At 58.7% G+C, this 24,283-nt stretch carries 27 protein-coding genes; 12 read left to right on the forward strand and 15 right to left on the reverse strand.

What is annotated here, in order from left to right; all coding sequences use genetic code 11:
• Nucleotides 1-34: 34 nt before the first annotated feature.
• The 9 genes from ACR0AM_RS05880 to secG form a co-directional block, all read right to left on the reverse strand.
• On the reverse strand, nt 35-784 hold the full coding sequence (locus tag ACR0AM_RS05880; protein ID WP_480476444.1) for a transporter substrate-binding domain-containing protein: 750 nt from the start codon (nt 782-784) through the stop codon (nt 35-37).
• 34 nt (nt 785-818) lie between these two features.
• Nucleotides 819-1,595, reverse strand: a complete 777-nt coding sequence (locus tag ACR0AM_RS05885) for an ABC transporter ATP-binding protein (protein ID WP_209504298.1) — start codon at nt 1,593-1,595, stop codon at nt 819-821.
• Between the two features lie 128 nt (nt 1,596-1,723).
• Nucleotides 1,724-2,473 (reverse strand): phosphate/phosphite/phosphonate ABC transporter substrate-binding protein, encoded by a 750-nt coding sequence (locus tag ACR0AM_RS05890; protein ID WP_480604123.1) that lies wholly within the window; start codon nt 2,471-2,473, stop codon nt 1,724-1,726.
• Nucleotides 2,470-2,907, reverse strand: coding sequence for a tellurite resistance TerB family protein (locus tag ACR0AM_RS05895; RefSeq protein ID WP_480476448.1), 438 nt, complete (start codon nt 2,905-2,907; stop codon nt 2,470-2,472). Before ACR0AM_RS05895 ends, ACR0AM_RS05890 begins: the two co-directional genes overlap by 4 nt.
• A gap of 20 nt (nt 2,908-2,927) precedes the next feature.
• Complete coding sequence (locus ACR0AM_RS05900; RefSeq protein ID WP_209504295.1) at nt 2,928-3,377, reverse strand: tellurite resistance TerB family protein; 450 nt, start codon at nt 3,375-3,377, stop codon at nt 2,928-2,930.
• Nucleotides 3,378-3,557: 180 nt separating this feature from the next.
• Complete coding sequence (locus tag ACR0AM_RS05905) at nt 3,558-4,328, reverse strand: isocitrate lyase/PEP mutase family protein (protein ID WP_480622384.1); 771 nt, start codon at nt 4,326-4,328, stop codon at nt 3,558-3,560.
• 160 nt (nt 4,329-4,488) lie between these two features.
• A complete protein-coding gene (locus ACR0AM_RS05910; RefSeq protein ID WP_480622385.1) occupies nt 4,489-4,971 on the reverse strand; it encodes a bacterioferritin in 483 nt (160 codons plus the stop codon).
• A 112-nt stretch (nt 4,972-5,083) separates the two neighbouring features.
• Nucleotides 5,084-6,727, reverse strand: a complete 1,644-nt coding sequence (locus tag ACR0AM_RS05915; protein WP_209595839.1) for a CTP synthase — start codon at nt 6,725-6,727, stop codon at nt 5,084-5,086.
• 160 nt (nt 6,728-6,887) lie between these two features.
• Nucleotides 6,888-7,247: a preprotein translocase subunit SecG gene (gene secG, locus ACR0AM_RS05920; RefSeq protein ID WP_480476944.1), complete on the reverse strand. Its 360-nt coding sequence runs from the start codon at nt 7,245-7,247 to the stop codon at nt 6,888-6,890.
• 150 nt (nt 7,248-7,397) lie between these two features.
• Between secG and nthA the strand changes: the two genes are divergently transcribed.
• The 5 genes from nthA to ACR0AM_RS05945 all read left to right on the forward strand — a co-directional run bounded on the left by nthA (nt 7,398) and on the right by ACR0AM_RS05945 (nt 10,768).
• The gene (gene nthA, locus ACR0AM_RS05925; protein ID WP_480476456.1) at nt 7,398-8,012 is read left to right on the forward strand and encodes a nitrile hydratase subunit alpha; all 615 of its coding nucleotides are present in this window, start codon (nt 7,398-7,400) and stop codon (nt 8,010-8,012) included.
• The gene (gene nthB, locus ACR0AM_RS05930; RefSeq protein ID WP_480622386.1) at nt 8,009-8,686 is read left to right on the forward strand and encodes a nitrile hydratase subunit beta; all 678 of its coding nucleotides are present in this window, start codon (nt 8,009-8,011) and stop codon (nt 8,684-8,686) included. The genes nthA and nthB overlap by 4 nt, the downstream gene beginning before the upstream one ends.
• Nucleotides 8,683-9,021, forward strand: coding sequence for a nitrile hydratase accessory protein (locus ACR0AM_RS05935; protein ID WP_480554654.1), 339 nt, complete (start codon nt 8,683-8,685; stop codon nt 9,019-9,021). Before nthB ends, ACR0AM_RS05935 begins: the two co-directional genes overlap by 4 nt.
• A 215-nt stretch (nt 9,022-9,236) precedes the next feature.
• Nucleotides 9,237-10,532 (forward strand): adenylosuccinate synthase, encoded by a 1,296-nt coding sequence (locus ACR0AM_RS05940; RefSeq protein ID WP_480516578.1) that lies wholly within the window; start codon nt 9,237-9,239, stop codon nt 10,530-10,532.
• Nucleotides 10,532-10,768, forward strand: coding sequence for a DUF2842 domain-containing protein (locus tag ACR0AM_RS05945; protein ID WP_480476464.1), 237 nt, complete (start codon nt 10,532-10,534; stop codon nt 10,766-10,768). The genes ACR0AM_RS05940 and ACR0AM_RS05945 overlap by 1 nt, the downstream gene beginning before the upstream one ends.
• Before the next feature lie 200 nt (nt 10,769-10,968).
• Here the strand turns inward: ACR0AM_RS05945 and ACR0AM_RS05950 are convergent, their stop codons facing one another.
• Nucleotides 10,969-12,672, reverse strand: coding sequence for a hypothetical protein (locus tag ACR0AM_RS05950; protein WP_480622387.1), 1,704 nt, complete (start codon nt 12,670-12,672; stop codon nt 10,969-10,971).
• A gap of 123 nt (nt 12,673-12,795) precedes the next feature.
• Between ACR0AM_RS05950 and ACR0AM_RS05955 the strand changes: the two genes are divergently transcribed.
• The gene (locus tag ACR0AM_RS05955; RefSeq protein WP_480476468.1) at nt 12,796-13,503 is read left to right on the forward strand and encodes a thiamine diphosphokinase; all 708 of its coding nucleotides are present in this window, start codon (nt 12,796-12,798) and stop codon (nt 13,501-13,503) included.
• Here the strand turns inward: ACR0AM_RS05955 and ACR0AM_RS05960 are convergent.
• Genes ACR0AM_RS05960 through ACR0AM_RS05975 form a run of 4 tightly spaced genes read right to left on the reverse strand, consistent with a single transcriptional unit; the run spans nt 13,448 to nt 16,921 of the window.
• The gene (locus ACR0AM_RS05960) at nt 13,448-14,362 is read right to left on the reverse strand and encodes a DMT family transporter (RefSeq protein WP_480516584.1); all 915 of its coding nucleotides are present in this window, start codon (nt 14,360-14,362) and stop codon (nt 13,448-13,450) included. The two genes, ACR0AM_RS05955 and ACR0AM_RS05960, sit on opposite strands and share 56 nt — an antisense overlap.
• A 45-nt stretch (nt 14,363-14,407) precedes the next feature.
• Nucleotides 14,408-14,824 carry a GFA family protein gene (locus ACR0AM_RS05965; RefSeq protein WP_480622388.1) on the reverse strand — a complete coding sequence of 139 codons (417 nt, stop codon included), beginning with the start codon at nt 14,822-14,824 and terminating at the stop codon, nt 14,408-14,410.
• Nucleotides 14,825-14,844: 20 nt separating this feature from the next.
• A complete protein-coding gene (locus ACR0AM_RS05970; RefSeq protein WP_480476474.1) occupies nt 14,845-16,218 on the reverse strand; it encodes an L-serine ammonia-lyase in 1,374 nt (457 codons plus the stop codon).
• A gap of 1 nt (nt 16,219) precedes the next feature.
• Nucleotides 16,220-16,921, reverse strand: a complete 702-nt coding sequence (locus ACR0AM_RS05975; protein WP_480622389.1) for a glutathione S-transferase family protein — start codon at nt 16,919-16,921, stop codon at nt 16,220-16,222.
• Nucleotides 16,922-17,088: 167 nt separating this feature from the next.
• On the opposite strand from ACR0AM_RS05975, the gene rpiA reads away from it, so the two are divergent.
• The 6 genes from rpiA (at nt 17,089) to ACR0AM_RS06005 (ending at nt 23,286) form a co-directional block, all read left to right on the forward strand.
• Nucleotides 17,089-17,877 carry a ribose-5-phosphate isomerase RpiA gene (gene rpiA / locus ACR0AM_RS05980; RefSeq protein WP_480622390.1) on the forward strand — a complete coding sequence of 263 codons (789 nt, stop codon included), beginning with the start codon at nt 17,089-17,091 and terminating at the stop codon, nt 17,875-17,877.
• Between the two features lie 124 nt (nt 17,878-18,001).
• Entirely contained in the window at nt 18,002-19,360 is a 1,359-nt protein-coding gene (gene gor, locus ACR0AM_RS05985) for a glutathione-disulfide reductase (RefSeq protein ID WP_480622391.1), read from the forward strand.
• Nucleotides 19,361-19,432: 72 nt separating this feature from the next.
• Nucleotides 19,433-20,575 carry an FtsH protease activity modulator HflK gene (gene hflK, locus ACR0AM_RS05990; RefSeq protein ID WP_480476480.1) on the forward strand — a complete coding sequence of 381 codons (1,143 nt, stop codon included), beginning with the start codon at nt 19,433-19,435 and terminating at the stop codon, nt 20,573-20,575.
• The gene (gene hflC / locus ACR0AM_RS05995) at nt 20,575-21,471 is read left to right on the forward strand and encodes a protease modulator HflC (protein WP_480476482.1); all 897 of its coding nucleotides are present in this window, start codon (nt 20,575-20,577) and stop codon (nt 21,469-21,471) included. The genes hflK and hflC overlap by 1 nt, the downstream gene beginning before the upstream one ends.
• Entirely contained in the window at nt 21,471-21,665 is a 195-nt protein-coding gene (locus tag ACR0AM_RS06000; protein WP_480476484.1) for a DUF2065 domain-containing protein, read from the forward strand. The genes hflC and ACR0AM_RS06000 overlap by 1 nt, the downstream gene beginning before the upstream one ends.
• 127 nt (nt 21,666-21,792) lie before the next feature.
• Nucleotides 21,793-23,286 (forward strand): Do family serine endopeptidase, encoded by a 1,494-nt coding sequence (locus ACR0AM_RS06005; protein WP_480622392.1) that lies wholly within the window; start codon nt 21,793-21,795, stop codon nt 23,284-23,286.
• Between the two features lie 218 nt (nt 23,287-23,504).
• On the opposite strand, the gene ACR0AM_RS06010 is transcribed toward ACR0AM_RS06005, so the two are convergent.
• A complete protein-coding gene (locus ACR0AM_RS06010; RefSeq protein WP_480476488.1) occupies nt 23,505-24,173 on the reverse strand; it encodes a Crp/Fnr family transcriptional regulator in 669 nt (222 codons plus the stop codon).
• Between the last annotated feature and the right edge of the window lie 110 nt (nt 24,174-24,283).

Consider the following 24,283-nt stretch of genomic DNA (forward strand, 5'->3'; position numbering starts at 1 on the left):
GGTGCCGAGGCACCGGACCGGGATTGGTCAGGTCTTAGTTGGTGACGACCGAACCGTCAGTACCGTATGTGGCGGTGCCTTCACCGAACCACTTGATCAGCATCTCGTTCAGCGTACCGTCGGCTTTCATCGAAGTGATGGCTTCGTCGAACTTGCCGCGCAGTTCACCGTCGCTTTCACGCAGGCCCATGCCAACGCCACCGCCCAGCGGAACCGGATCGCCGACAAACACCAGTTCACCGCCCGATTCCTCGACCAGCGGCACCAGATAGTCGCGGTCGGCCAGAACGGCATCGGCTTCGCCGTTACGGACGGCTGCGATGGTTTCTTCCGGGGTCGCGAATTCGACCAGGGTTGCGCCGGATTCGGCAACGTGGCCCGCCTGGATCGTGGCGGTTTGCGCCGCAACGACACCGCCGGTTACGTCTGCCGAGTCAGAGGTCGCAACATAGGCCGAAGCGGTCGGCGGGTAATAGTCTTGGGTAAAGTCGATGACCTCATCACGTTCGGCTGTGATCGACATACCGGCGATGATGGTGTCGTAGTTGCCCGAGACCAGGTTCGGAATGATCGAATCCCAGTCGTTCTTGACCCATTCACACTCCAGGTTGGCGCGTTTGCACAGCTCGTCGCCGACTTCACGCTCGAACCCGTCGATTTCACCTGCATCGTTGATGAAGTTGTACGGAGGGTAGGCGCCCTCGGTGCCCATGCGGATCGTGTCGGCCATGGCGATACCAGCAGTCAGCGCCAGGGCCGCAGTGGACAGAATCAGGTTTTTCATTGGTTACTCCCCAGTTTTGGTTCTGTTCTTGAAGTTAAGCCGCCTGAGTGGCGGAGAGAAAGCCCCGAAGCCGCTCGGATTCGGGTGACGTAAAGATATCTTCGGGCAAACCTTCTTCCTCGATCAGGCCCTGATGAAGAAATACCACGTGGCTCGAGATATCTGCCGCCATTTTCATGTCATGAGTCACGATGATCATGGTGCGCCCTTCGGCTGCCAGATCCTTGATCACCTTGATCACTTCCTGTTCCAGTTCGGGATCCAGCGCCGAGGTCGGTTCGTCGAACAACAGCGCCTGTGGTTCCATGCACAGCCCCCGCGCGATAGCGGCGCGCTGTTGCTGACCGCCGGACAATTGCGCCGGATAGGCGTCGCATTTGTCGCCAATGCCAACTTTCTCAAGGTATTTGCGCGCGCTGTCTTCCACTTCGGCCTTGTCGCGGCCCAGAACGGTCACGGGGGCTTCCATGACATTTTGCAGGATGGTCATATGCGCCCACAGATTGAACTGCTGAAACACCATCGACAGGTTGGTGCGGATGCGCAGGACCTGCTTGGGGTCCGCGGGGCGGCGCCCATGGCTATCGCCCGACCATTTGACAGGTTCGCCTTTGAACAGGATTTCGCCCTGCTGGCTGTCTTCCAACAGATTGCAGCAGCGCAGCAAAGTTGATTTTCCTGACCCCGATGACCCGATCAACGAGACCACGTCGCCGCCATGCGCTGTGATGTCCACCCCCTTCAACACTTCCAGATTGCCGAAGCTTTTGTGAAGGTTTTTGATTTCGATGACGGGAGCGGTTTCTGTCACGGGCAGTCCAGTAGTTTGTGGTGTTGGTGCGGTACTAGGGCCGAAAAATTTGCTCAATGCAATGCGCAATTCGCAAATTCAGGGTCGGAAACTGTCAAATTGACCAAATGCACCCGACAATTTGGCCATCAGATTATCCGCTGGGCGCATGGCGGTGGCGGGGTCGGTACGGACAGGTACTCCTCCGCCGGGATGTCGATCAGCCCCTGAATGTGCAGCGTTTTGCGGTCGTGTTCGGCAAGGTTTTCTATTGCTGCCCGAACTGCGTCTGCGACCAGATCCGCGTTTTGGTCGGGTCCGGTAATATAGGGCAGGGTCGGTGTAGAAGCGGTTTTTGCCAGTTCGCGCAGGCTTTCGCCCAGATCGGTATGTTCTTGCAACATCATCCAGGTCAACGCATCCAGCGCCGCGAAATCTGCCTTCCCCTCCGAGACCGCCTGCGCTGACAGCGCGTGACCGCCTGTCTCCAACAACGACGCGGGATACAGGTTCTCCCGGGATAAATGCGTGATGGGTGCCGCCCAGCCGGATTGGGACAATGCTTCGTTATATGCGAAGATACCGTCAGTCATTCCCGCCAGCGTGCGGTCGTCGTCGCGCCGCGCCACAAAGACCGAGCAATAATGCCCGGCAGGGCAACCGGGCAGGCCGTAATCCGGGGTGCCCACCAGTTGAACACGACCATGCAAGCGTGTGCGATAGGGCATTCCACAGGTCTGTGCCAGCACCAGATCGGGATCAAGCCAAACCTGCCAAACATCGGCGTCTCGGGTCAGCTGTTCTGGCCCGTAACCCAGATTCGCGCGAATCAACCCCCAGAACCGACCATTGGCGGCCTGAACCTCGGGCATGTCGTACATGCCAAGCATGGCTATCAAGATTTGGCGGCCTTTTGCCGGGCCAAAGCCGAATCCACGTCGCTGACACCCAGCAGGCTGACAACCAGACGCAGCAGCGAGTCCTCCTCACCCGTGCGGTGGCCATCAGCCAGGGCCACTGACCACAGCGCCTGAACCACCGCCAGCCGGTTTTCATAAGCGACTGCTTCCTTGATGGCGCGGGTAAAACGGACCGTGTCGGGGGCTTCAGCCTCCAGATCTTCGGCACGGGCGCGCAAAGCCGCGCTTTCGAATGGGGACAAACCGTATCGTTCTGCCGATATGCGGTCGATGCGCGACATTTCGGAGGCAGAATAATCGTTGTCAGATCGTGCCAGACGCACCAGCAGGGCCGTCAGGGCCAGGCGGGCATCATCTTCGACAAGCGGGTCGGGCTTGGGCTGTGTGAGCCTGGAAAGAAAGTCACTGAACATGGGTAAGATATAGCGGGCGCTTAACTCACATCCAAGCGGCTTTGGACGCGCTCGCGCGCTGCCTGACTGTCATTGTAGCTCAGGCCCATGGCAATGCGGGCTTCTTCGACGATCTTTATCTCGCCCTCGTCCGAACTGCCATCAGCCAGAACGATTTCCCACAACGCGTCAAGGGCTGCCAGCCGCTCTTTCAGATCCGTGGTTTCCCGGATCAGTTTGCCGAACGTATCAGTTTCCGGTGCCGCAGCATGGAGTTTTTCACAGGTGGCACGCACCTTGGCTGCCTCAATCGCGTTATGCTGGTACAGACGGGCCAGTATCTTGTCGATCAGACTGATCTCTTCCAGCTTGTAATCGCGATCTGCCTGCGCGACGCGCACCATCAGAGCACCCAGAGCAAGTTCTGCATCCGGGTCCGGCAACTGTTCATGATGAGGCGGTCTGAGCGCCTTAAAGAACCTTTTCAACATAACAAACACCTAGACGACAGGTCGTGATCGGCCAAGCACGAATTGCTGGTCGCTCTATGGTATTGCGTGTGTCCCAGGCTGAATCAGAGCGGCGCGGCACCGGTTACACACCGGCCAACAATCAATCATAGCCCAATATCCATGGGTTGCAATTTGTGCTGAGGAAACAAAGACCTGTGATTACCAGGTCAGGGCCTCTTTGGCTGCGGTTTGCAACCAGGCCAGCATTTGGCGATAGGGAACCGGACCGTAGCTGATCCGCGCAACCCCCAGTTTTGCCAGGGTGGGCGTATCCGGCGTGCCGGGCAGGGCGATGATATTGACCGGTAAGGCCGTGGATTCGCAAAGCCGGGCGATCAGGGCTTCGTTCTTTAGCCCGGGTGCAAAGAATCCGCTGGCACCTGCATCAGCATAGGCATTGGCACGGGCAATGGCCTCATTCAGCATCGTGTCGTCATGGGTGTCCGCTGCTGCCTTCAGGAAGATATCTGTGCGCGCATTGACATAGGCGGGAATGCCTGCGCGCGCGCAGGCGTCGCACATCGCTTCAACACGTTTGGCTTGAGTGGCGATGTCAAAGAGACCGTCTCCACCTATGATCTGGTCTTCAAAGTTGAAACCAACAACACCGCAGTCCAGCGCGCGCTGAACGTTTTGCGCGATCCCTTGCGGGTCTTCGGCATAAGCGCCCTCGAAATCCAGTGTTACGGGCAAGTCAACCGCTGCAACGATGCGGCGTGCATTGTCCAACGCGGCCTCAAGTGGAATGTTCTGCCCGTCGCCATAGCCCTGCGCCATGGCAACAGGGGCACTGCCGGTCGCGATGGCCTGGGCACCAGCGTCCCGAACAGCGCCAGCGCTGCCAGCGTCCCAGATATTGAACAGAATGACAGGATCGCCTTTCTTGTGAAGGCTGGTAAAGGTCACGGCTTTCTGGGACTGGCTGGTCATCGGAACTCTCCTGTTGTCGCGTATCCTACAGCTAACGCTGCGAAAATGACCCGGCCAGAGTTTTTGCACCCAGACAGGTCACTTTGAGGTGACGGCACAGGCACAGATTGCGTCAGCTGCGCAAAGTACCTGTGACATCCACCGGTTTGAAACCAAGGCCTCAGGCTTCGCCCGCGGCGCCAGAGACGAATTTCGCGCTAAACGCAGATTCGCCCAGACGTTGCAGCAGGCTCAGCTGTGTCTCCAGCCAGGCTTTGTGACCTTCTTCTTCCATCAGGATGCGTTCGAACAGTGAACGCGAACCAACATCACCGACTTCGGCCGCCTGTTGCGCTGCATTGGTGTAAAAAACAACGGCCTCACTCTCGTCTTGGAGATCAGAGGCAAACATTTCTTCCAGTGTACCCGCTGCGGCAGGGCTTTTCTGAAACGCAAGCTCGGGGGTTCCACCCAGAAACAGGATACGTTCAATAAAGGCGTCAGAATGCACCAGTTCTTCCTGCATCTCGCCCCGCATTTTCTCAGCCAGAATATCAAGGCCCCAATCGTCCAGAACGTGCGCGTGCAACTGGTATTGGTGCGCGGCAGTAAGCTCCATATGAAGCGCTTGCTGAAGGTTGGTGATCGTTGTTGCGTTGCTCATCGGAAATCTCCTGAAACCGTGAAATGCAAAAGCAGAAAACCTGCCTCTCCACACAGTTAAGAGGTCAGCCCCCACGAAACAACGTGGGGTGACAGTCCGACACAGTCAGAGATTAGACCAGCCGCGAGGTGTCTTTTGCGGCCCGCACAAATTCGCGAAACAGCGGATGCGGGTCAAACGGCTTGGACTTCAGTTCCGGGTGGTACTGAACGCCGATGAACCACGGATGATCCGCCCATTCCACGATTTCGGGCAGACGACCGTCCGGGGACATGCCCGAAAACTTCAGGCCCGCTTTTTCAAGCTTGTCGCGATACTTGATGTCCACTTCATAGCGGTGGCGGTGTCGTTCCTCGATCTGCGTGCCGCCATAAACCTCGGCCACTTTGGATCCATCCGCCAATACTGCGTTGTAAGCTCCAAGGCGCATTGTGCCGCCCTTGTCGTCGCCGACCTTGCGCTCGACCTTGTGGTTGCCCTGTACCCACTCCTTGAGGTGATAGACCACCGGTTCAAACCGTTTCTTCCCGGCCTCATGGTCGAATTCCTCGGACCCGGCTTCGGTAATACCCGCAGCGTTCCGCGCAGCCTCGATCACCGCCATCTGCATGCCAAGACAAATGCCCAGATAGGGAACCTTGTGCTCGCGCGCATATTGCGCCGCCTTGATCTTGCCTTCGGTGCCACGCTCGCCAAACCCACCGGGGACAAGGATGGCGTGGAAGCCTTCCAGATACGGGGCCGCGTCTTCGGTGTCGAAAACCTCGGCATCCACCCACTCGATCTTGACCTTCACGCGGTTGGCCATACCGCCATGGGTCAGCGCCTCGGCAATCGACTTATAGGCGTCCTCAAGCTGCGTATATTTGCCGACAATGGCCACTTTCACTTCGCCCTCGGCGTTGTGGATGCGGTCGCTCACATCTTCCCATTTGGCCAGATCGGGCTTGGGAGCGGGGCTGATCTGGAAGGCATCCAGAACGGCCTGATCCAGCCCCTCGCGGTGATAGGCCAGCGGCGCGTCGTAAATGGTGGACAGGTCCTGTGCCGCGATCACGCTGTCTGGGCGCACGTTACAGAACAGGGCCAGCTTTTCCCGTTCCTTGGTCGGGATCGGCCCTTCGGACCGGCAGACCAGAATATCGGGGGCCAGACCGATCGAACGCAGTTCTTTCACCGAGTGCTGGGTCGGCTTGGTTTTCAACTCACCCGAGGCCTTGATGTAAGGCAGCAGCGTCAGGTGCATGAAAATGCACTGCCCGCGCGGCTTGTCCTGACTGAACTGGCGGATGGCTTCAAAGAAGGGCAGGCCTTCGATATCGCCCACAGTGCCGCCAATCTCGCACAACATGAAATCAACCTCATCCTCGCCTATGGCGATGAAATCCTTGATCTCGTTTGTGACGTGCGGGATCACCTGAATGGTCTTGCCAAGGTAATCGCCACGGCGTTCTTTCTCGAGCACGTTCGAATAGATCCGCCCGGAACTGACCGAGTCGGTCTTGCGGGCAGCCACGCCGGTGAACCGTTCGTAATGGCCCAGGTCCAGATCGGTTTCGGCCCCGTCATCGGTGACGAACACTTCGCCATGCTCAAACGGCGACATCGTGCCCGGATCGACGTTCAGATAGGGGTCCAGCTTGCGCAGACGCACCGAATAACCGCGGGCCTGCAACAAAGCGCCCAAAGCTGCCGAAGCCAGCCCTTTGCCCAAGGACGAAACCACACCACCGGTGATGAAAATAAAACGTGCCATAGTTTTTCGGCTGCTCCCGTGAGACGTCAAAATCAGCTGCCCGGCGGTTCCGAAAAACCGCTGCATCACGGGACTTCACGTATAAAGGATTCGCGCCAAAAGCGCAAGAGAACCGCAAGATGCTGTTGCAGTCCTCTCTCAGGTTTCTAGGTTTTGTGGATCAATCCGCCTGCGGGATCAGCGGCGCGTTGTCGTCCTGTGCCGGCGGCAGAAGATCATCAACCGACGGAATAGCCGGAGCGCTTTCCTCGGTCGAAGCCGGTGCCGGAACGCCCAGACGGTCGATTACCGAGCTGCCCGAAGATTTCTGAGCCGCAAGAATGGTCAGCGTGATCGAGGTGACGATGAAACAGGCCGCCAGAATCCACGTCAGCTTGCCCAATGCCGTCGCTGCTGCGCGACCGGCCATGGCACCGCCACCACCCATACCCAGGCCACCGCCTTCGGACCGCTGCATCAGGACAACGGCGATCAGGCCCAGAGCCAGAAGAAGATGGATAATGAGAACGACGTTTTCCATGGTGGTCCTGTACAGCGTGGCGTGTATCGCGTGGTACTTATGCAAGTTTGCCAGCGGGGGCAAGTCAGGAGTTGGCATCAACTTCTTTGATGTATCCCATCACGTCAAAGGGACTGGACAGTGTGTTGATTTGTGACGCAGGCTGCGGCCATGCCACATGACGATCACGACCACCCGCATGCCCTGTTGCCACCTGAACCCGCATTGCGCGTCAAAGCGCTCGAGACGATTCTGACCCGCAAAGGGCTGATCGATCCGGCGGCTCTGGATGAGATCATCGACACTTATCAGAACAGGATCGGGCCGCAAAACGGCGCGCGCGTCGTTGCCAAAGCCTGGAGCGACCCTGCCTTCAAAGCTGCCCTGCTTGAAGACGCCACTCCGGTCGTAGCGGACCTTGGCTACTATGGCCGCCAGGGCGAACATATGGTGGTGGTCGAGAATACACCGGACCGGCACAATATGGTCGTCTGCACCCTGTGCAGCTGTTACCCTTGGCCGCTGCTGGGTATCCCGCCCGGATGGTACAAATCCGACGCCTACCGAGCCCGCGCAGTGCGAGAACCGCGCAAGGTGTTGGCCGAATTCGGCGTCACCTTGCCCCAAGACACCTCTGTACGGGTTTGGGATTCGACGGCCGAGATTCGCTATCTCGTCTTGCCCATGCGCCCTGAAGGCACAGACGGAATGAGCGAAGATGAGCTTGCTGCGCTTGTGACGCGCGACAGCATGATCGGCACGGGCCTTCCCAAGGTGCCATCATGACCCGCGTTCACGATATGGGAGGCCGTTTCGGTGATGGTCCGATACACCCCGAGGCAGAGGACGCGCCTGTTTTTGCCGAAGACTGGCACGCCCGCGCTCTTGCGGTGACACTTGCATCCGGGTTTCTGGGGCAGTGGAACATCGACGTTTCGCGCCACGCGCGCGAACGCTTGTCTCCGAAGGATTACACCCGGTTTTCGTATTATGAGAAATGGATATCCGGTCTGGCTGATCTGCTGGTTGAAAAGGGTGTTCTGACTTTGGATGATCTGCGTGGCGTGAGTGGCGACAATCCGCACCCCTTGGCAGACAGAGCACTCAAGGCTGATGCGGTGTCCGCTGCGCTGGCCAAAGGCGGGCCTGCGGACAGGCCTTCCAATGTCGCGGCGCTGTATTCTGTGGGGCAAGAGGTTGTCACGGTCCGACCGACAGCAAATCGCCTCGTGGATGGAGGTCACACGCGCCTGCCTGTCTATGCATCCGGTGCCAGGGGCCGAATCCTGCGCCTGCACGGAACCCATGTTCTGCCCGATTCCAATGCGCATGGGTTGGGTGAGGCGCCAGAGCCGATTTATGCAGTGGCTTTTGCGGCATCAGAACTCTGGGCCGCCACCGAACATCCCGCCGACCAGGTGGTGCTGGACCTCTGGCAAAGCTACCTGCAACCGGCATGAACGACTGTATCTCACACGGAGCCCCCGAGCCGGTTTTTGCTGAACCCTGGCACGCTCAGGTCTTTGCCGTCACCGTCGCGCTGAACGAGGCTGGGCGGTTCGAGTGGGCGGATTGGGCGGCGCGCTTTTCAGCGACATTGAAACACAATGGGCTTGCCCGGGAATTGGATGGCGGTGACGATTACTTCCACGCGTGGCTGGAAACGCTTGAGGCATTGCTGGCCGAACAGGGCGCTGCAAGGCCGAAAGATGTGCTTGATCTGCATAAGGCCTGGGAAGAGGCTTACCTGACCACTCCGCATGGGCAACCTGTCCACTTACGGCGACAGGGTTAGGGGGCTCTGCCCCCGTCGCCCGTTCCGGGCGCCTCCCCCGGGATATTTACAGCCAGGTGAAGCAGGGGATCCACTCTTCATCTGGTTAAAAATATCCCCGCCGGAGGCATCGCGCGCGAGCGCGATTTTCCTCTGCGGCGAAATATCGGTTTCCCTGCCGTTTTTGCCCCGCTATATGAGCCGGGTTTGATCACTCAGCACGAAAAGGACCGGATATGGCCAACGTGGTTGTTGTCGGCGCCCAATGGGGCGACGAAGGAAAAGGCAAGATTGTCGACTGGCTCAGCGAAAGGGCGGACGTAATCGCGCGTTTTCAGGGCGGTCACAATGCCGGTCATACGCTGGTGATCGACGGTGAGGTTTATAAGCTGCACGCGCTTCCTTCGGGCGTGGTACGCGGCGGCAAGTTGAGCGTTATTGGCAACGGCGTGGTTCTGGACCCCTGGCATCTGGTCAATGAGATCGCAACCATCCGGGCGCAGGGTGTTGAGATCACTCCTGAGACGCTGATGATCGCTGAAAACACGCCATTGATTCTGCCCATTCATGGCGAGCTGGACCGTGCGCGCGAGGAAGCTGCGAGCAAAGGCACCAAGATCGGAACAACCGGTCGCGGAATTGGCCCGGCCTATGAAGACAAGGTTGGGCGGCGTTCTGTTCGCGTTGCCGATCTGGCGGACGAAGCCACGCTGGAGGCCCGCGTGGACCGCGCATTGCAACATCACGATCCGTTGCGCAAGGGTCTGGGTATCGAGCCGGTTGACCGCGACGCGCTGATTGCTCAACTCAAAGAGATCGCGCAACAAATTCTGCCGTTTGCAGCCCCCGTCTGGAAAGTGCTGAACGAAAAGCGCAAGGCCGGGAAACGCATCCTGTTTGAAGGGGCGCAGGGCGCGCTGCTGGATATCGATTTCGGCACCTATCCCTTTGTGACGTCGTCAAACGTGATTGCGGGGCAGGCGGCAACCGGTGTTGGTATCGGCCCAGGCTCGATCAATTTCGTGCTTGGCATTGTTAAGGCCTATACCACCCGTGTTGGAGAAGGGCCGTTCCCGACCGAGTTGGAAGACGCAGACGGTCAGCGTCTGGGTGAACGCGGGCACGAATTCGGCACGACAACAGGCCGCAAGCGCCGCTGCGGTTGGTTCGACGCCTGTCTGGTGCGCCAGACCTGCGCAACCAGCGGCGTGAACGGTATTTCGCTGACCAAGCTGGATGTTCTGGACGGGTTTGAGACACTTAAGATCTGTACCGGGTATGAGCTGGATGGCGAACGTTTGGATTACCTTCCGACCGCTGCTGATCAGCAAGCCCGCTGTACCCCGATTTATGAAGAAATGCCGGGGTGGAGCGAATCGACCGAAGGCGCGCGCAGCTGGGCGGATTTACCTGCAAATGCGATCAAATATGTGCGTCGGGTCGAAGAACTGATCGAATGCCCGGTTGCGCTTTTGTCCACAAGCCCGGAGCGGGACGACACCATTCTGGTGACGGACCCCTTTGCTGACTGATGCGCGAGAAACAGAAGACAGGGTTGAGTTACAAGGCACGCCGGCGCTGGTCGCTGGTGATCCTTGTGCTTGGCCTTCCGCTGTACATCATCGCCGTGGTGACGATCGTGAACTTGCTGGGGCGTCCTCCGATCTGGATTGAGTTGCTGGTTTATATCGTGCTGGGCATCCTTTGGGCCCTGCCGTTCAAGTTCGTGTTTCGCGGCGTCGGTAAAGAAGACCCCGATCAGTCCTAGCGCTCGTGAGGTACGTGTAAATGACCGGGCCTGCTGAGTGCCGTGCGGGAAAACGCGTGGTCCTCGGCGCTTTGGTGACGACCGTCTGGTAACAGTCGAAACGTTCGGGCTTTGTCATTCAGGATGGGCGTTTGGTCCAATGGCCAAAAGCAAAAAGGCCGGGGGTAAACCCGGCCTTGATTGATAACCTTCAAGCGTGATCAGCCTACGGCACGCTCGTCATCGGGGCGAAAACCGATCAGGTTGGACGCCGCGAAACGCCCGCCTCCGGCTTTCTCGATTTTACCATCGCGCAGCAACTGCCCAAAAGAACGCAGGCTTTCTTCGCGATTGAACTCGTCTTGTTTCAGCGAACGCACCTTGTTCATCAGCTGCGGGCGCGAAAACTGCTCCTGACCTTCGATGAAGGACAGATAGGCGGCAGCCGCTTCCAGAAGATCAGGCAGCGATTGCGCACCCTGTTCCTGTGCAAACTGTGCAAAACCGCCTTCCTCTGATCCGGTTGCTTCCTGGTCTGTAGTGACGCGACGTGGCAAGACCGGACTTGCGGATGTTCCGTGTTCATCCACGCGCTGCTCGGCCACCAGCTTGAGTGGCGCCGGAGCTTCCGGTGCCGGACGCATGCTGGTTACCTTGATTTCGGGTCGCCGTGGGCTGACCACGGATGCCAGATCGCCGCGGTATTCCCGGTCGGCCGCCTCTTTCGAGCGCGCCTGACCGTCGCGGTCGGCTTCGGTGGCTGCGACGGCGGTGCGCAGGTGCGAATAGGTTTCGCGCGCATCGCTGCTGCTGGGGTCATCCATATGCTCGCCGGTCTTTGCCATCAGGCGCGACATATCCTGATCGGGATCCGCATCGTCAGCCAGTTTTTGGCTCGAACGACCGGACAGGTGCTGTTCGATCTCGGAAATTTCGGTCAACAGGTGCATTTCGTCTTCTGCCGTCAATACACCCTGCGTCAGGTCTTCCTCGACCGGTTCATCGTCGGATTCAATTGCTACGTCTTCAACGTTGAGGATGTTGGGGGCATCTTCTTCGTCGAAATCGTCTTCGGCAACGTCTTCAAGATCAGCGAACAAAGGCTCGGCAGCGGACTGATCCGCCACCGGCGCGTCTTCGATTTCGTCGATATGCAGGGGCTGGGGGGTCAGGGGCGCCTGCAAGTCAACGGTTTCTTCGATCTGAGTTTCAGCACCTTCGGGGATCAGTGCTTCTGCTGTCTCAGCCGCTTGCGGTTCTTCAGCTTCCTGATCCTGCAACTCATCAATCGCAGGTGCCGCGGGCTCTTCGGTTTCCTGGGATTCAGGCTCTGTGGGTTCGGCAAAGTCTTCTGCGCTGAGCGCACCGGCCTCAAACGCAGCGGCCACAGCATCTACCGGGGGGGCGGTATTGGCCAGCAGCGGCGACTCTTCGTCTTCGGAATACTCGGCAGCGGGCACGTCGGAATGAGAGACGACTGCGCGAATGCGTTGCAGTTTCGCCGCGATGCTGTCAGCAGCCGGGGGCGGGGTGTCCGCGACAGGTTCTGCCTCGGCGAACCCGGTCTGCGCGGGGGCCGTATGCGGCTGAACATGAGCGGGAGTTTCGGCAGCCTTGATAGCGGCCGTGTGCGGGGCCGGTTCTTCAGCAGCGACAGGAGTTTCGGTGGTCTGAGTGGCGCGCAGCAACAGGCCGGATTCGTTCTGACGGGCTTCGACGCGCTGTGATGCATCGCGCCGGGCGATGCGGGTCAGCATTTCGGCATCCGGTTGCGGGGGTTCTGAGCCGAAGTAGCGGTCATCCGCTGCGAGATCGCGGAAATACTCGGCGATGGCTTTCATCGTTTCAAAGGAATCATCAAATCCTTCCAAAGTGCAGGAGAAGGTTCCATATGAAACGGTTAATACCTTGTTATTCTGTACCATCAGACGCACGTCCTTTACAAACTACGAGAGCCCACTTACCCGGAATCGGGAGCACACGAAGGCTCTGAACTTTATGCATGAACCTATCATTTTGTGGTCTTAATGTGTCCAAATCCGGGAAAAATGGCCAATCTTAGGAAAATCAAGCCAATTGTACGCTCTGCCGATCCAATTGGGCTGTTCGGAGGTGGATTTATCGGATCTGGAGACCTGAATCTGGTGCTGAATCGCGTCAATTCGGTCGTTGCCGCCGATGGCGGAGCGGACGTTTTGACAGAATCAGGCCGGATTCCCGATGCGGTGATTGGTGACTTCGATTCGCTGAGCAAAGCGACGCAAGCGAAAATTCCCGCGGATCGCCTGTTTGCCATCCGCGAACAGGACAGTACCGATTTCGACAAGGCTCTGCGCAATCTGCACGCTCCGCTGGTTCTGGGGGCTGGGTTTCTTGGCGGGCGGCTTGATCATCAACTGGCCGTTCTGAACGTTCTGGTCCGGCGGCAGGATCAGGCCTGCATATTGCTGGGCGAACGTGAATTGGTTTTTCACGCACCGCCAGAGATCAAGCTGCCGGTTGCGCCCGGCGATGTGGTCTCGCTGTTTCCGATGCAGCCAGTGACGGGGCGTAGTACCGGGCTGGAATGGCCGATTGACGATCTGGCCTTTCGGCCGGACGGGCAGGTGGGAACATCCAACCGCGCACTGGCACCTGTCGAGCTGAAGATGGATGGGCCGGGCTTGCTGGTGATGATCCCGCGCGCTGCACTCGATCCGCTTATGCAGGTGTTTCTGTCGGGGCAGACCGGGCGCTGGCCCGCTCGCGCAGAATGACGTACAGGCCTGCGGCAATGGTAATGACGATGCCAACTGCAGCCAATCCGTCGGGCAGGTCGCTGAAGATCACCCATCCTATCAGGGTTGCAACCGGGATTTCCAGATATTGCATCGGGGCCAGTGTAGCAGAGGGCGCATAGCGCAGCGACCAGGTCATCAGCAGATGGGCGACCGTACCCAACACCCCGATCGCAATCAGCAGCCAGTTCAGGTCGCTGGACGGCAGGGTCATCGAGAGCTCTTGAATGTTCATTTGCGTGCCAATCAGAAGGATCGGAGCCAGAAGGACTGTCGCAAATACGCCGGACACGGCTTGCAACGACACCGGGTCGGTCTCTTTCGCGACTTGCCGTGTGACCAGCATGAACAAGGCAAAGACTACGGCAACGATCAGTGGCAGCAACGCAGGTGCACCCACCTCGGCAAAGCTGGGTTGAATGACCAGCAATGTGCCAATGAACCCGACGATGCAGGCGGCAAGACGGCGGGAACCGACCTCTTCCTCCAGAACATATTTGCCCAGCAGCAGCATGATGAATGGCATGACGAAAGCAATAGCAACGGCGTCCGCCAAGGGCAGGAATTGCAGCGCGCTGAACATGGCCGAAATGCCGATGATATGCAGCAGCGCCCGTAGCAGGGTCAGCCGCAGGATCCGTCCGCGCATCCGCCAGGGTCGCCCCGTCACCGCAACCAGCGGGATCAGGATCACCGCTTGCACCGCGAAACGCACCGTGACCAGCAGACCCAGCGGCGTGGTCTCGCCCAACAGCTTCGCCATCGCATCCCCCAAGGGCGCGAGCACGCAAAAACCGAGCATCAAAAAGATGCCAAAGACGGGTCTGTCCTGAGTCATGAGCGCGACGCTAACTGTTTCGCAACGCAGAGGGAAGCGCTGTTGTCAGCGGTCGGCCAGGGGATGAAACTTGGTGTAATCCGGCCCGTTGCAGGTAGGCAAACCATCCTCCAATTTCAGCCATTTCAGCTTTTCTTCATGCGCGACATGTAACGTAGGTTCCAGCGCTTCAGGAGAGTCCAGCGTCGCGACAAAAAGGTGCATCACATCCGACATGGCGGTTGAACGGAAGGACATTGGCGTGCCGCAGTGCGGGCAGAAGCTGCGCTCGACACCGGGAGAGGAGTTGAAACGCTTGGGCTCTTCACCGGTCCACCGCCAATGGCCATCGTGAACTCCGAAATACGTTGTCATCGGCGCTGCGCACTGGCGACGGCAACTGTCGCAATGGCAGCTGACGCATGACAGTACCGGAGGGTCGACCTCGAACCGGATCTTGCCGCACAGACAATGTCCACGCATGTCGTCCCTCACTTTCGGTTTCAGCAGTTCGGTACGTTCACAGCCAGACCACCCAGCGACGTTTCCTTGTATTTCTCATGCATATCATGGCCGGTCTGGCGCATCGTCTCGATCACCGCGTCCAGCGGCACGAAATGCTGACCATCTCCGCGCAAGGCCAGCGAGGCCGCTGAGACCGCTTTGATGGCCCCCAGCCCGTTTCGTTCGATACAAGGAACCTGAACCAGCCCGGCAACAGGGTCGCAGGTCATGCCCAGATGATGCTCCAGCGCGATCTCGGCGGCATTTTCCACCTGTTCGGGGGTTCCCCCCATCACGGCGCAAAGCCCGGCTGCCGCCATGGCGGCCGCGCTGCCAACTTCGGCCTGACATCCCGCTTCGGCACCCGAGATTGAGGCGTTGTATTTCACCAACCCGCCAATGGCCGCCGCGGTCAGCAGGAAATCCTCGATATGACTTTCGGACGCGCCCGGTACATGATCAAGATAATAGCGCAGAACAGCGGGCAGAACACCTGCGGCCCCGTTGGTGGGCGCGGTGACAACTTGCCCGCCCGCCGCGTTTTCCTCGTTGACCGCCATGGCATAGACGCTCATCCAGTCGTTAATCGTGTGCGGCGCGGTCAGGTTCATGCCGCGCTCGGCCATCAGCGCATCATAGATGCCTTTCGCGCGGCGGCGCACTTTCAACCCGCCCGGAAGGATGCCGTCAGTGGTCAAGCCACGTTCGATACAGGCATTCATGACGTCCCACAAACGGGCCGAGCCTTTCGCGAAACTGTCGGCGCAGCCCCGCGCGATCTCGTTTGCGCGCTTCATCCCGGCAATGCTTTTGCCACTGGATTTGGCCATCTCAAGCATTTCTGCGGCGGATTTGAACGGGAACGGGACCGGGTCGCCTTCGTCGGTGTCTTTCCCCTCGGCCAGTTCTTCCTCGGTCAGGACAAAGCCGCCGCCAATCGAATAGAACACCTGCCGCAGGATCACATCGCCCTGTGCGTCGGTGGCCATCAGGATCATCCCGTTGGCGTGTCCGGGCAGATTGTTGTCGTAGTCAAAGATCAGATCCGCCTTGGGATCGAAATGAAGCGTCGGCAGGCCTTCGGGCGTGACCGTGTGCGTGCGGGCGATATCAGCCAGCGCGGCCTCGGCCTTTTCATTGTCATAGGTGTCAGGAACAAAACCCGCCAGACCCAGAATGGTCGCCCGATCGGTCGCGTGACCGACACCGGTGAAGGCAAGCGAGCCGTGCAACGATCCTTTCAGGCCTGTAAATTCAAAGGGGGAGGCGCGCATCATGTCCAAAAAGCGCGCCGCGGCCACCATCGGGCCCATTGTGTGCGATGAAGACGGGCCAATGCCCACTTTGAACATATCGAAGACAGATAGGAACATATCAGATAGCCGAGCCTTCCGGGGGATTAGCGTAAGTAGGGGATGTGAAGGGTGTAACGCCCAAACCTTCCGCAGCGATTGCCGAACGGGTGGCGGGGCATGTCTCAAGGTGCAGAAGCACTTTCTGCAGATGCGGCGTGTCGGCCAGTTGATACCAGCTACGGTCAGCACTTACGGGGTACAGGGCCATCCAGCGCATCATGCAGGCGACATAATAGGTCAGAACCGATGGGACACCTGCGCGAAACCACTCAGGCCCGCGTTGCGCCAGCGCATCCAGCAGCCGCAAGTGCTGCAGCAACCGGGGTCGGATGCCCGCGCGCAGCGTGTCGGCCTGAAAGGCGTCTATGTATTTTTCAGCGTAGAACAGGATGCGCAGATCCGCATGCAACGTGTTGGACGCGAAGAACAGCCATTTCAGATATCCGGCGCGTTCAGGATCATCCACCGCCGGGGCCAGTTGACCATGGCGCTCTGTCAGCCAAAGCAGGATCGCCGCAGTTTCAAAGATCGGGCCCTGCGGCGTTTCCAGAACCGGGATCAGCCCGTTGGGATTAAGCGACCGATACGCGTCGCTGTCCTGCTCGTTCTGGCGGCGGTCCACCAGCACGGTTTCATAAGCCACGCCCATCTCGTCCAGCGCCAGCCGGATCACCAGCGAGGCGTTGTCAGGGGCATAGTGCAGGCGGTACGGGGTCAACATGCGCGCAACTTACAGCGCAAAGATGTGGGTGTAAGACATGATTGCGACTTTTCCGACAGGAAACGCGTAGTCCTGAGACATCTTAACACCTGTCGGATCGCAAAATGGGGTCGCAGTCGTCTGACGCATTCCCTATAACTCCGTCAGAATAAACTGGGAAAGCTGCCATGACCAGAGATCTGTCGCCAATCGACACCGCGAAATATGTTGCCGCGTACCGTGCCGCCGACATGGTCGAAGACGGGATGCGCGTGGGCCTTGGCACAGGATCGACAGCCGCCTGGCTGGTGCGCCGTCTGGGTGAACGGGTGCGCGAAGACGGACTGCGGATCAAGGGTGTTCCAACCTCGACCCGCACGGCGCAGCTTGCCCGCGAGGTTGGCATCGAGGTCATCTCACTGGATCAGGCCGGTTGGCTGGACATGACCATCGACGGCGCGGATGAGTTCGATCAGGACCTGAACCTGATCAAGGGGGGCGGCGGTGCGCATTTGCAGGAAAAGATTGTGGCCACGGCCAGCGATCAGATGATCGTCATCGCCGATGCAGGCAAAGAAGTTGAAACTCTGGGGGCCTTTCCACTGCCTGTCGAGGTCATTCCCTTTGGCTGGCAGACAACGCGCACATTGATCGAGGAAGCCCTGGATACAATGGATGTGCTTGGGACATCCTCGGCGCTGCGCATGAATGGTGAGGCCCCGTTTGTAACCGATGAGGGCAACCACATCCTTGACCTGCACCTCAAGCGCATCGGCAACCCGCGCCAGATGGCGCTGATCCTGAACCAGGTGCCCGGTGTTGTGGAAAATGGCCTGTTCATCGACATCTGCGACAAGGTCGTGATCGGCCATGGCGATGGCCGGGTCGAGCTGCGGGATATCAACGCGGGCACAGTTGCGATGGATCAGCTGCTCAGCGGATCGCGCGATAACCTGTTTTCCGATTTTTCGGACTGAGTTTCGTGCAGTTCCGTTCGGCAAGTGGCTATGAAAGTTCGAATTTTCCGCGTCGGGGGTTGGCACAGGCTTTTTTACGCCCAGATATCCAGAGAATTTTGAAAGTTGAACGAAGGAACCCGGCATGAGCTTTGACTATGATCTTTTTGTCATCGGCGGAGGTTCGGGCGGGGTCCGCGCGGCGCGTGTTTCGGCGGGCGAAACCGGTGCCAAGGTCGCGCTGGCCGAAGAAGACCGGTATGGCGGCACCTGTGTGATCCGGGGCTGCGTGCCAAAGAAGCTGATGGTCTTTGCCAGCGAATACTCGGGCATGGTCGGGGATGCGCAGGCCTATGGCTGGGACATTCAGCCCGGCGCGTTCAACTGGAACACCTTCCACGGCAAGCTGGTGGCCGAGCTTGATCGGTTGGAAGGGGTGTATCGCAATATCCTGAAGAACAACGGCGTCGAAAGCTTTGACCAGCGTGCGCGCCTTGTGGATGCCCACACGGTCGAGCTGGCCGATGGAACCCGCAAAACCGCCAAACACATTCTGATCGCCACTGGCGGTCGCCCGGTTGTTCCGGATTTTCCGGGCTCGGAACTGGCGATTACGTCGAACGAGATATTCCATCTGGGCAAGCTGCCAGAAAGCATCCTGATCGTAGGGGGCGGTTATATCGCCTGTGAATTTGCCGGGATCATGAACGGGCTGGGGGTCAGGACGACTCAATTTTATCGCGGCGCACAGATTCTTCGGGGTTTTGATGACGAGGCGCGTGGACTGATCAGCGAAGAAATGTGCCAGAACGGCATCGACCTGCATCTGGGCACCAATGTGCTTGAGATGAAAAAGCAAGGCGACAAGATCTGGGTCAAGGCCACCAACGGCTCCGAGCAGAGTTTTGATGTGGTGATGTATGCCACGGGCCGTGCGCCGAATGCCGATAACCTTGGGCTGGAGGCTTTGGGCGTTGAACGCGGCCGTAAAGGCGAGATCATCGTGGATGAATACAGCCAGACCGCCGTTCCCTCGATCTTTGCCATTGGCGATGTGACCGACCGGGTGAACCTGACCCCGGTCGCGATTCGCGAGGGGATGGCCTTTGTGGAAACCGTGTTCAAAGGCAATCCGACACCGGTAGATCACGAATTGATCCCGACTGCGATCTTCACTCAGCCCGAGATGGGAACTGTCGGCCTCAGCGAAGAAGAGGCAGCAGAACAGGAACCGATCGAGGTCTATGCCACATCTTTCAAGCCGATGCAGAAATCTTTTGCTGGCGGCACGCAGCGGGTACTGATGAAACTCATCGTCTCTCAGGCCACGCGCAAGGTGCTGGGTTGCCATATTGTCGCCCCCGGTGCCGGCGAGATGATCCAGCTGGCGGGAATCGCCGTAAAGATGGGCGCGACCAAGGAAGATTTTGACCGCACGGTTGCAGTTCACCCGGTCATGGCCGAAGAACTGGTGACAATGCGGCAACCTGTGCGCACGGCTTGATTTGCAAGCGCGCGCACACAGGTTACAAGGGAACCCGTGATCACACGGTCCAAAACGAAGGAAAAGATACATATGGCGGGCAACAGCGGCGGCCCCTGGGGGGGCGGAGGCTCATCCGGTGGCGGAGGAAATCAGGGTAACAACGGGAACGGGCGCAAGCCTCCCGAAAGCGATGGCCCGCATATTCCCGAGATCGATGAACTGATGAAAAAAGGCCAGGAACAGCTGCGCGTCCTCATGGGCGGCCGTGGCGGCGGTGGCCGTGGCGGTAGCGGTGGTCAGGGCGGTGGCGGTCCGGCCTTTACCAAGGGCACAGTTGCGATTGGCCTTGTTGCAGCTGCAGTAGTCTGGGGGCTTGCGAGCTTTTATACTGTCAAACCCGAAGAACAGTCTGTCGAACTGTTTCTGGGTGAATTCTCGGCCGTCGGCAATCCGGGCCTGAACTTTGCGCCATGGCCGTTTGTAACCGCCGAGGTTATTCCGGTGACCCGCGAACAGAACGAAGACATGGGTGGCGCGCGTGGTAGCGACGATGGCCTGATGCTGACCGGCGACGAGAATGTGGTCGACATAGATTATCAGGTTGTCTGGAACATCAACGACCCGGCCAAGTACCTGTTTAATCTGCGTGATCCGCGCCAGACGATCCGAGCCGTGTCCGAATCCGCGATGCGTGAGATCATTGCACAAAGCGAGCTTGCACCGATCCTTAACCGTGATCGCGGCGTAATCGCCGATCGTTTGCAGGTGCTGATTCAGGATACAATGGACAGCTACGATTCGGGTGTGAACATCATTCGCGTCAACTTTGACAAAGCCGACCCTCCACAGGACGTGATCGCCTCCTTCCGCGATGTCCAGGCTGCCGCGCAAGAACGTGACCGGTTGCAGAACGTGGCAGACGCCTATGCCAACCGTGTGCTGGCCGAGGCACGTGGTGAAGCCGCACAGATTCTGGAAGAGGCTGAAGGGTACCGCGCCCAACAAATCAATAGTGCCCAAGGTGAGGCCAGCCGCTTTAGCGCGGTTCTGGAAGAATACTCCAAGGCACCGGACGTGACTCGCAAGCGTCTGTACTTGGAGCGGATGGAACAGATTTTGGGTGACGTCGACAAGATCATTCTAGACCCGAGTTCGAGTGGACAAGGGCAGGGCGTCGTGCCCTACCTGCCACTGAATGAGCTGCGCCGTAGTCCTTCTGGGGAGAGCAACTGATGCGTAAGACGACATTTATTTTGCCGATCGTTTTCATCGCGGTAGTCGGTGTTCTTTCCTCGATTTTCATCGTGGACGAGCGCGAACGTGCTCTGGTTTTACAATTTGGCCGCGTTGTCGCGGTGAAGGAGGAGCCAGGTCTGGCGTTCAAGATACCGGTGATTCAAGAAGTAGTGCGCTATGACAACCGCATCCTGTCCATCGATGTCCACCCGCTGGAAGTTACTCCGCTGGATGATCGTCGTCTGGTGGTTGATGCGTTTGCGCGTTATCGAATTTCTGATCTGGAACAGTTCCGTCAGGCCGTTGGCGTCGGTGGTATCCCGGTGGCCGAGGATCGTCTGGACCGCATTCTGCGTGCTGAAACCCGCGAAGTACTGGGTTCGGTTTCCTCGCGTGACATTCTCAGCTCGGACCGTGCAGCCTTGATGCTGCGCATTCGAAATAGCGCGATTGCCGAAGCGCAGGCGTTAGGCGTCACCGTAATCGACGTGCGCTTGAAAGCGACCGACTTGCCGCAGGCCAACCTTGAGGCCACATTTGACAGGATGAAGGCCGAGCGGGAACGTGAAGCGACAGATGAACGCGCACGTGGTAACGAGGCGGCGCAACGTGTGCGCGCGCAGGCTGACCGGACTGTGGTTGAACTGGTGTCGGATGCGCGCCGTGAGGCTGAGATCACCCGCGGTGAAGCCGACGCCGAACGCAACGCGATCTTTGCCGAAGCTTATAGCGCCGATCCGGAGTTCTTTGAGTTTTACCGCTCGTTGACGGCCTATCAGAATGCGCTGCAAGGCGGTAACAGCTCGCTGGTGTTGAGCCCGGATTCCGAATTTTTCAATTACCTGGGTTCACCCACAGGGCGGAGTGTTCCGGCGGCTCCGGTCTCTGAATAATGGGCATGATCCTTCTGGCCTTCGGGCTGGTACTGATTGTCGAGGGGCTGGCCTATGCGCTGGCCCCTTCGCTTATCGAACGGATGCTGGAGGCGCTGCGCGCCATGCCCGTACAGGCCCGGCGTCTGGCCGGGTTGCTTTGTGTTGTCAGTGGTTTGATCCTGCTCTGGGGGGCATATCAACTGGGCTTTTGACGAGGCGGTTTCACGTGCGGGTGATTTCGCTGCGATCCCGAGTTGCTCACCGGGTTAAACTGACTACATTGGAAACTAAGAAAGGCCGATACAGGCCTTGGCAAGATTGTCGACAAGGAGAGCTCAAGTGCAGGCAAAAGCGCGCAGTTTATCCGTCCGATGGGACGACGTGAGTGTTTGGATGCGGCTAATGTGGCTGGCCTTTGCTGGTACACTGCTTGTGCTGGCGCAGTCGGTTTCCGCTCAGGCCAGAAGCGAAAGCCTTGCGCCCTTGGCGGAAAAGATCAGCCCGGCCGTGGTGAACATCACCACAAGCACCCTGATCGAAGGTCAGACAGGTCCGCAGGGCATCGTGCCCGAGGGGTCTCCGTTCGAGGATTTCTTTCGCGAGTTTCAGGATCGCAACGGCGGCAATGACAACGGCCCGCCCCGACGCAGCAACGCCCTTGGGTCGGGTTTTGTGATCTCCGAGGATGGCTTTATTGTCACCAACAATCACGTCATTGCGGAAGCTGATGAAATCCTCATAGAATTCTTCCCCGGCGACGGGCAGCCCAAAAAAGAACTGGTGGCCAAGGTCATCGGAACCGATGAGAAAACCGATATCGCGCTGCTCAAGGTCGAAGCGTCCGGCCCCTTGAAATACGTGCAATTCGGCGACAGCGACGTGGCGCGTGTGGGTGATTGGGTTATTGCCATGGGCAACCCGCTTGGTCAGGGCTTTTCTGTATCCGCTGGTATCGTATCCGCCCGCAACCGGGCGCTCAGCGGATCTTATGACGACTACATCCAGACGGATGCGGCGATCAACCGGGGCAACTCGGGCGGTCCGTTGTTCAACATGGACGGCGAAGTGATCGGCGTGAACACCGCCATCCTGTCGCCCAACGGTGGCTCGATCGGCATCGGCTTTTCGATGGCGTCGAACGTGGTAGTGAAGGTTGTCGATCAGCTGCGCGAGTTTGGTGAAACCCGGCGCGGCTGGCTGGGTGTCCGCATTCAAGACGTGACCGAGGACATGGCCGAGGCCATGGGGCTGGAAAAGCCCGGCGGCGCGCTGATCAGCGATGTTCCTGAAGGCCCCGCCCAGGAGGCCGGTCTGAAAGCAGGCGACGTGATCATCAGCTTTGACGGTGTCGAAGTCGAAGACACCCGTGGTCTGGTCCGTCAGGTTGGCGAAACAGAAGTCGGCAAAGCTGTCCGGGTCATTGTGCATCGCGATGGCGGCACGCAGACAATTCTGGTCACGCTGGGACGCCGCGAAGACGCAGAAAGCAAAGAGGATGACGAAGAAGAAACGCAAGATGCTCCGGTCGAAGAAAACGCCGATATTCTCGGGCTGACTATCTCCCCGCTCACAGATACGCTGCGCGCGGATATGGGATTGGATGCAGATGCCGAAGGTCTGGTGATTTCGAATGTCGACGAAGCGTCTGAGGCCTACGCGAAAGGGTTGCGCGCTGGTGACCTGATTACCGAAGCGGGTCAGCAGAAAGTGGAAACCATCGCGGATCTGGAGGCCCGAATGGACCAATCGCGAGAGGCTGGGCGGAAATCCCTGCTGCTTTTGGTCCGCAGGGGGGGCGAGCCGCGATTTGTGGCGCTAAGCCTGGGAGAGTGATTAGAAAAGGCCGGGACAAGCACCCGGCCTTTTTCATTGCCTGAACACCTGAAGAGGCATGCAGAAAGAAAATGAGCCATACGCGGTAATTGCGTATGGCTCAGATACAGGGAGAGATCAGTGGACAGATATCGGGGATGATTCTCTGACCTCCTACGGTAACAACTTCACCTTAGGTCAACGCCGACCTCTTCGTATGTGAACCAGATCACACTGGGTCAGATAAGTTCGGAATCGGCCAGTTCCCGCAAAGCGTCGAAATCCTGAATCAGCAATCCGCCGCGCGAGGATTCGACAATATTGTCGCGTTTCCAGATCGAGATCGTCTTGGAAACGGCCTCGCGTGTGGCCCCGACGAATTCGGCCAGTTCGCTCTGCGACAAGGTGATGCGCTGCGTTGGGTCGTCCTGCAATTCCGACAGATGCAACAGCTTTCGGGCCAATCGAATGGGCATGGGCAAAAAGACCTGCTCGTTCAGCTGCAACCCCATCCATCGCATACGCACCCCGGCCAACCGGATCAGATCCACGGCAAGATCAGGCTGTTTTCTGATCTGGTTCATGACGTCATTGCGACGTACGCGCAAAACGCGCGATGGCTCGGCCGCCGCAATAGTCGCCGTGCGCGGGCCGTTGTCAAACAGTGCAATTTCGCCAAAGACTTCGCCAGGGCGCATCAGGGTCAGCGTCAGCTTTCGCCCGCTCATCGCCAGAAAGGACACTTCAAGCGTGCCTTCCAAAATGGCATAGAGCGAATCGCCTTCATCGCCCTGTTCGAATAGGGTTTCGCCTTGAGCCAGCGAGATGTCGGTCGCCTGCGCCGAAAGCATCTCTCTAAGCCCGTCGGAGGCCTCCGAAAGGAAGCCGCTGGTGGGAAAGGCCGTCATGTATACACCGATCTTGGGTAAGGTGTGAGTGTGGGTGGTGACACAACTTCCCATAGCTCGGCGGCTAAGCCAAGAATTTTGTTTGTTTTGCAGGTATTGCGACGTCAGGG

It is taken from the genome of Ruegeria sp. AD9, from assembly GCF_056542305.1.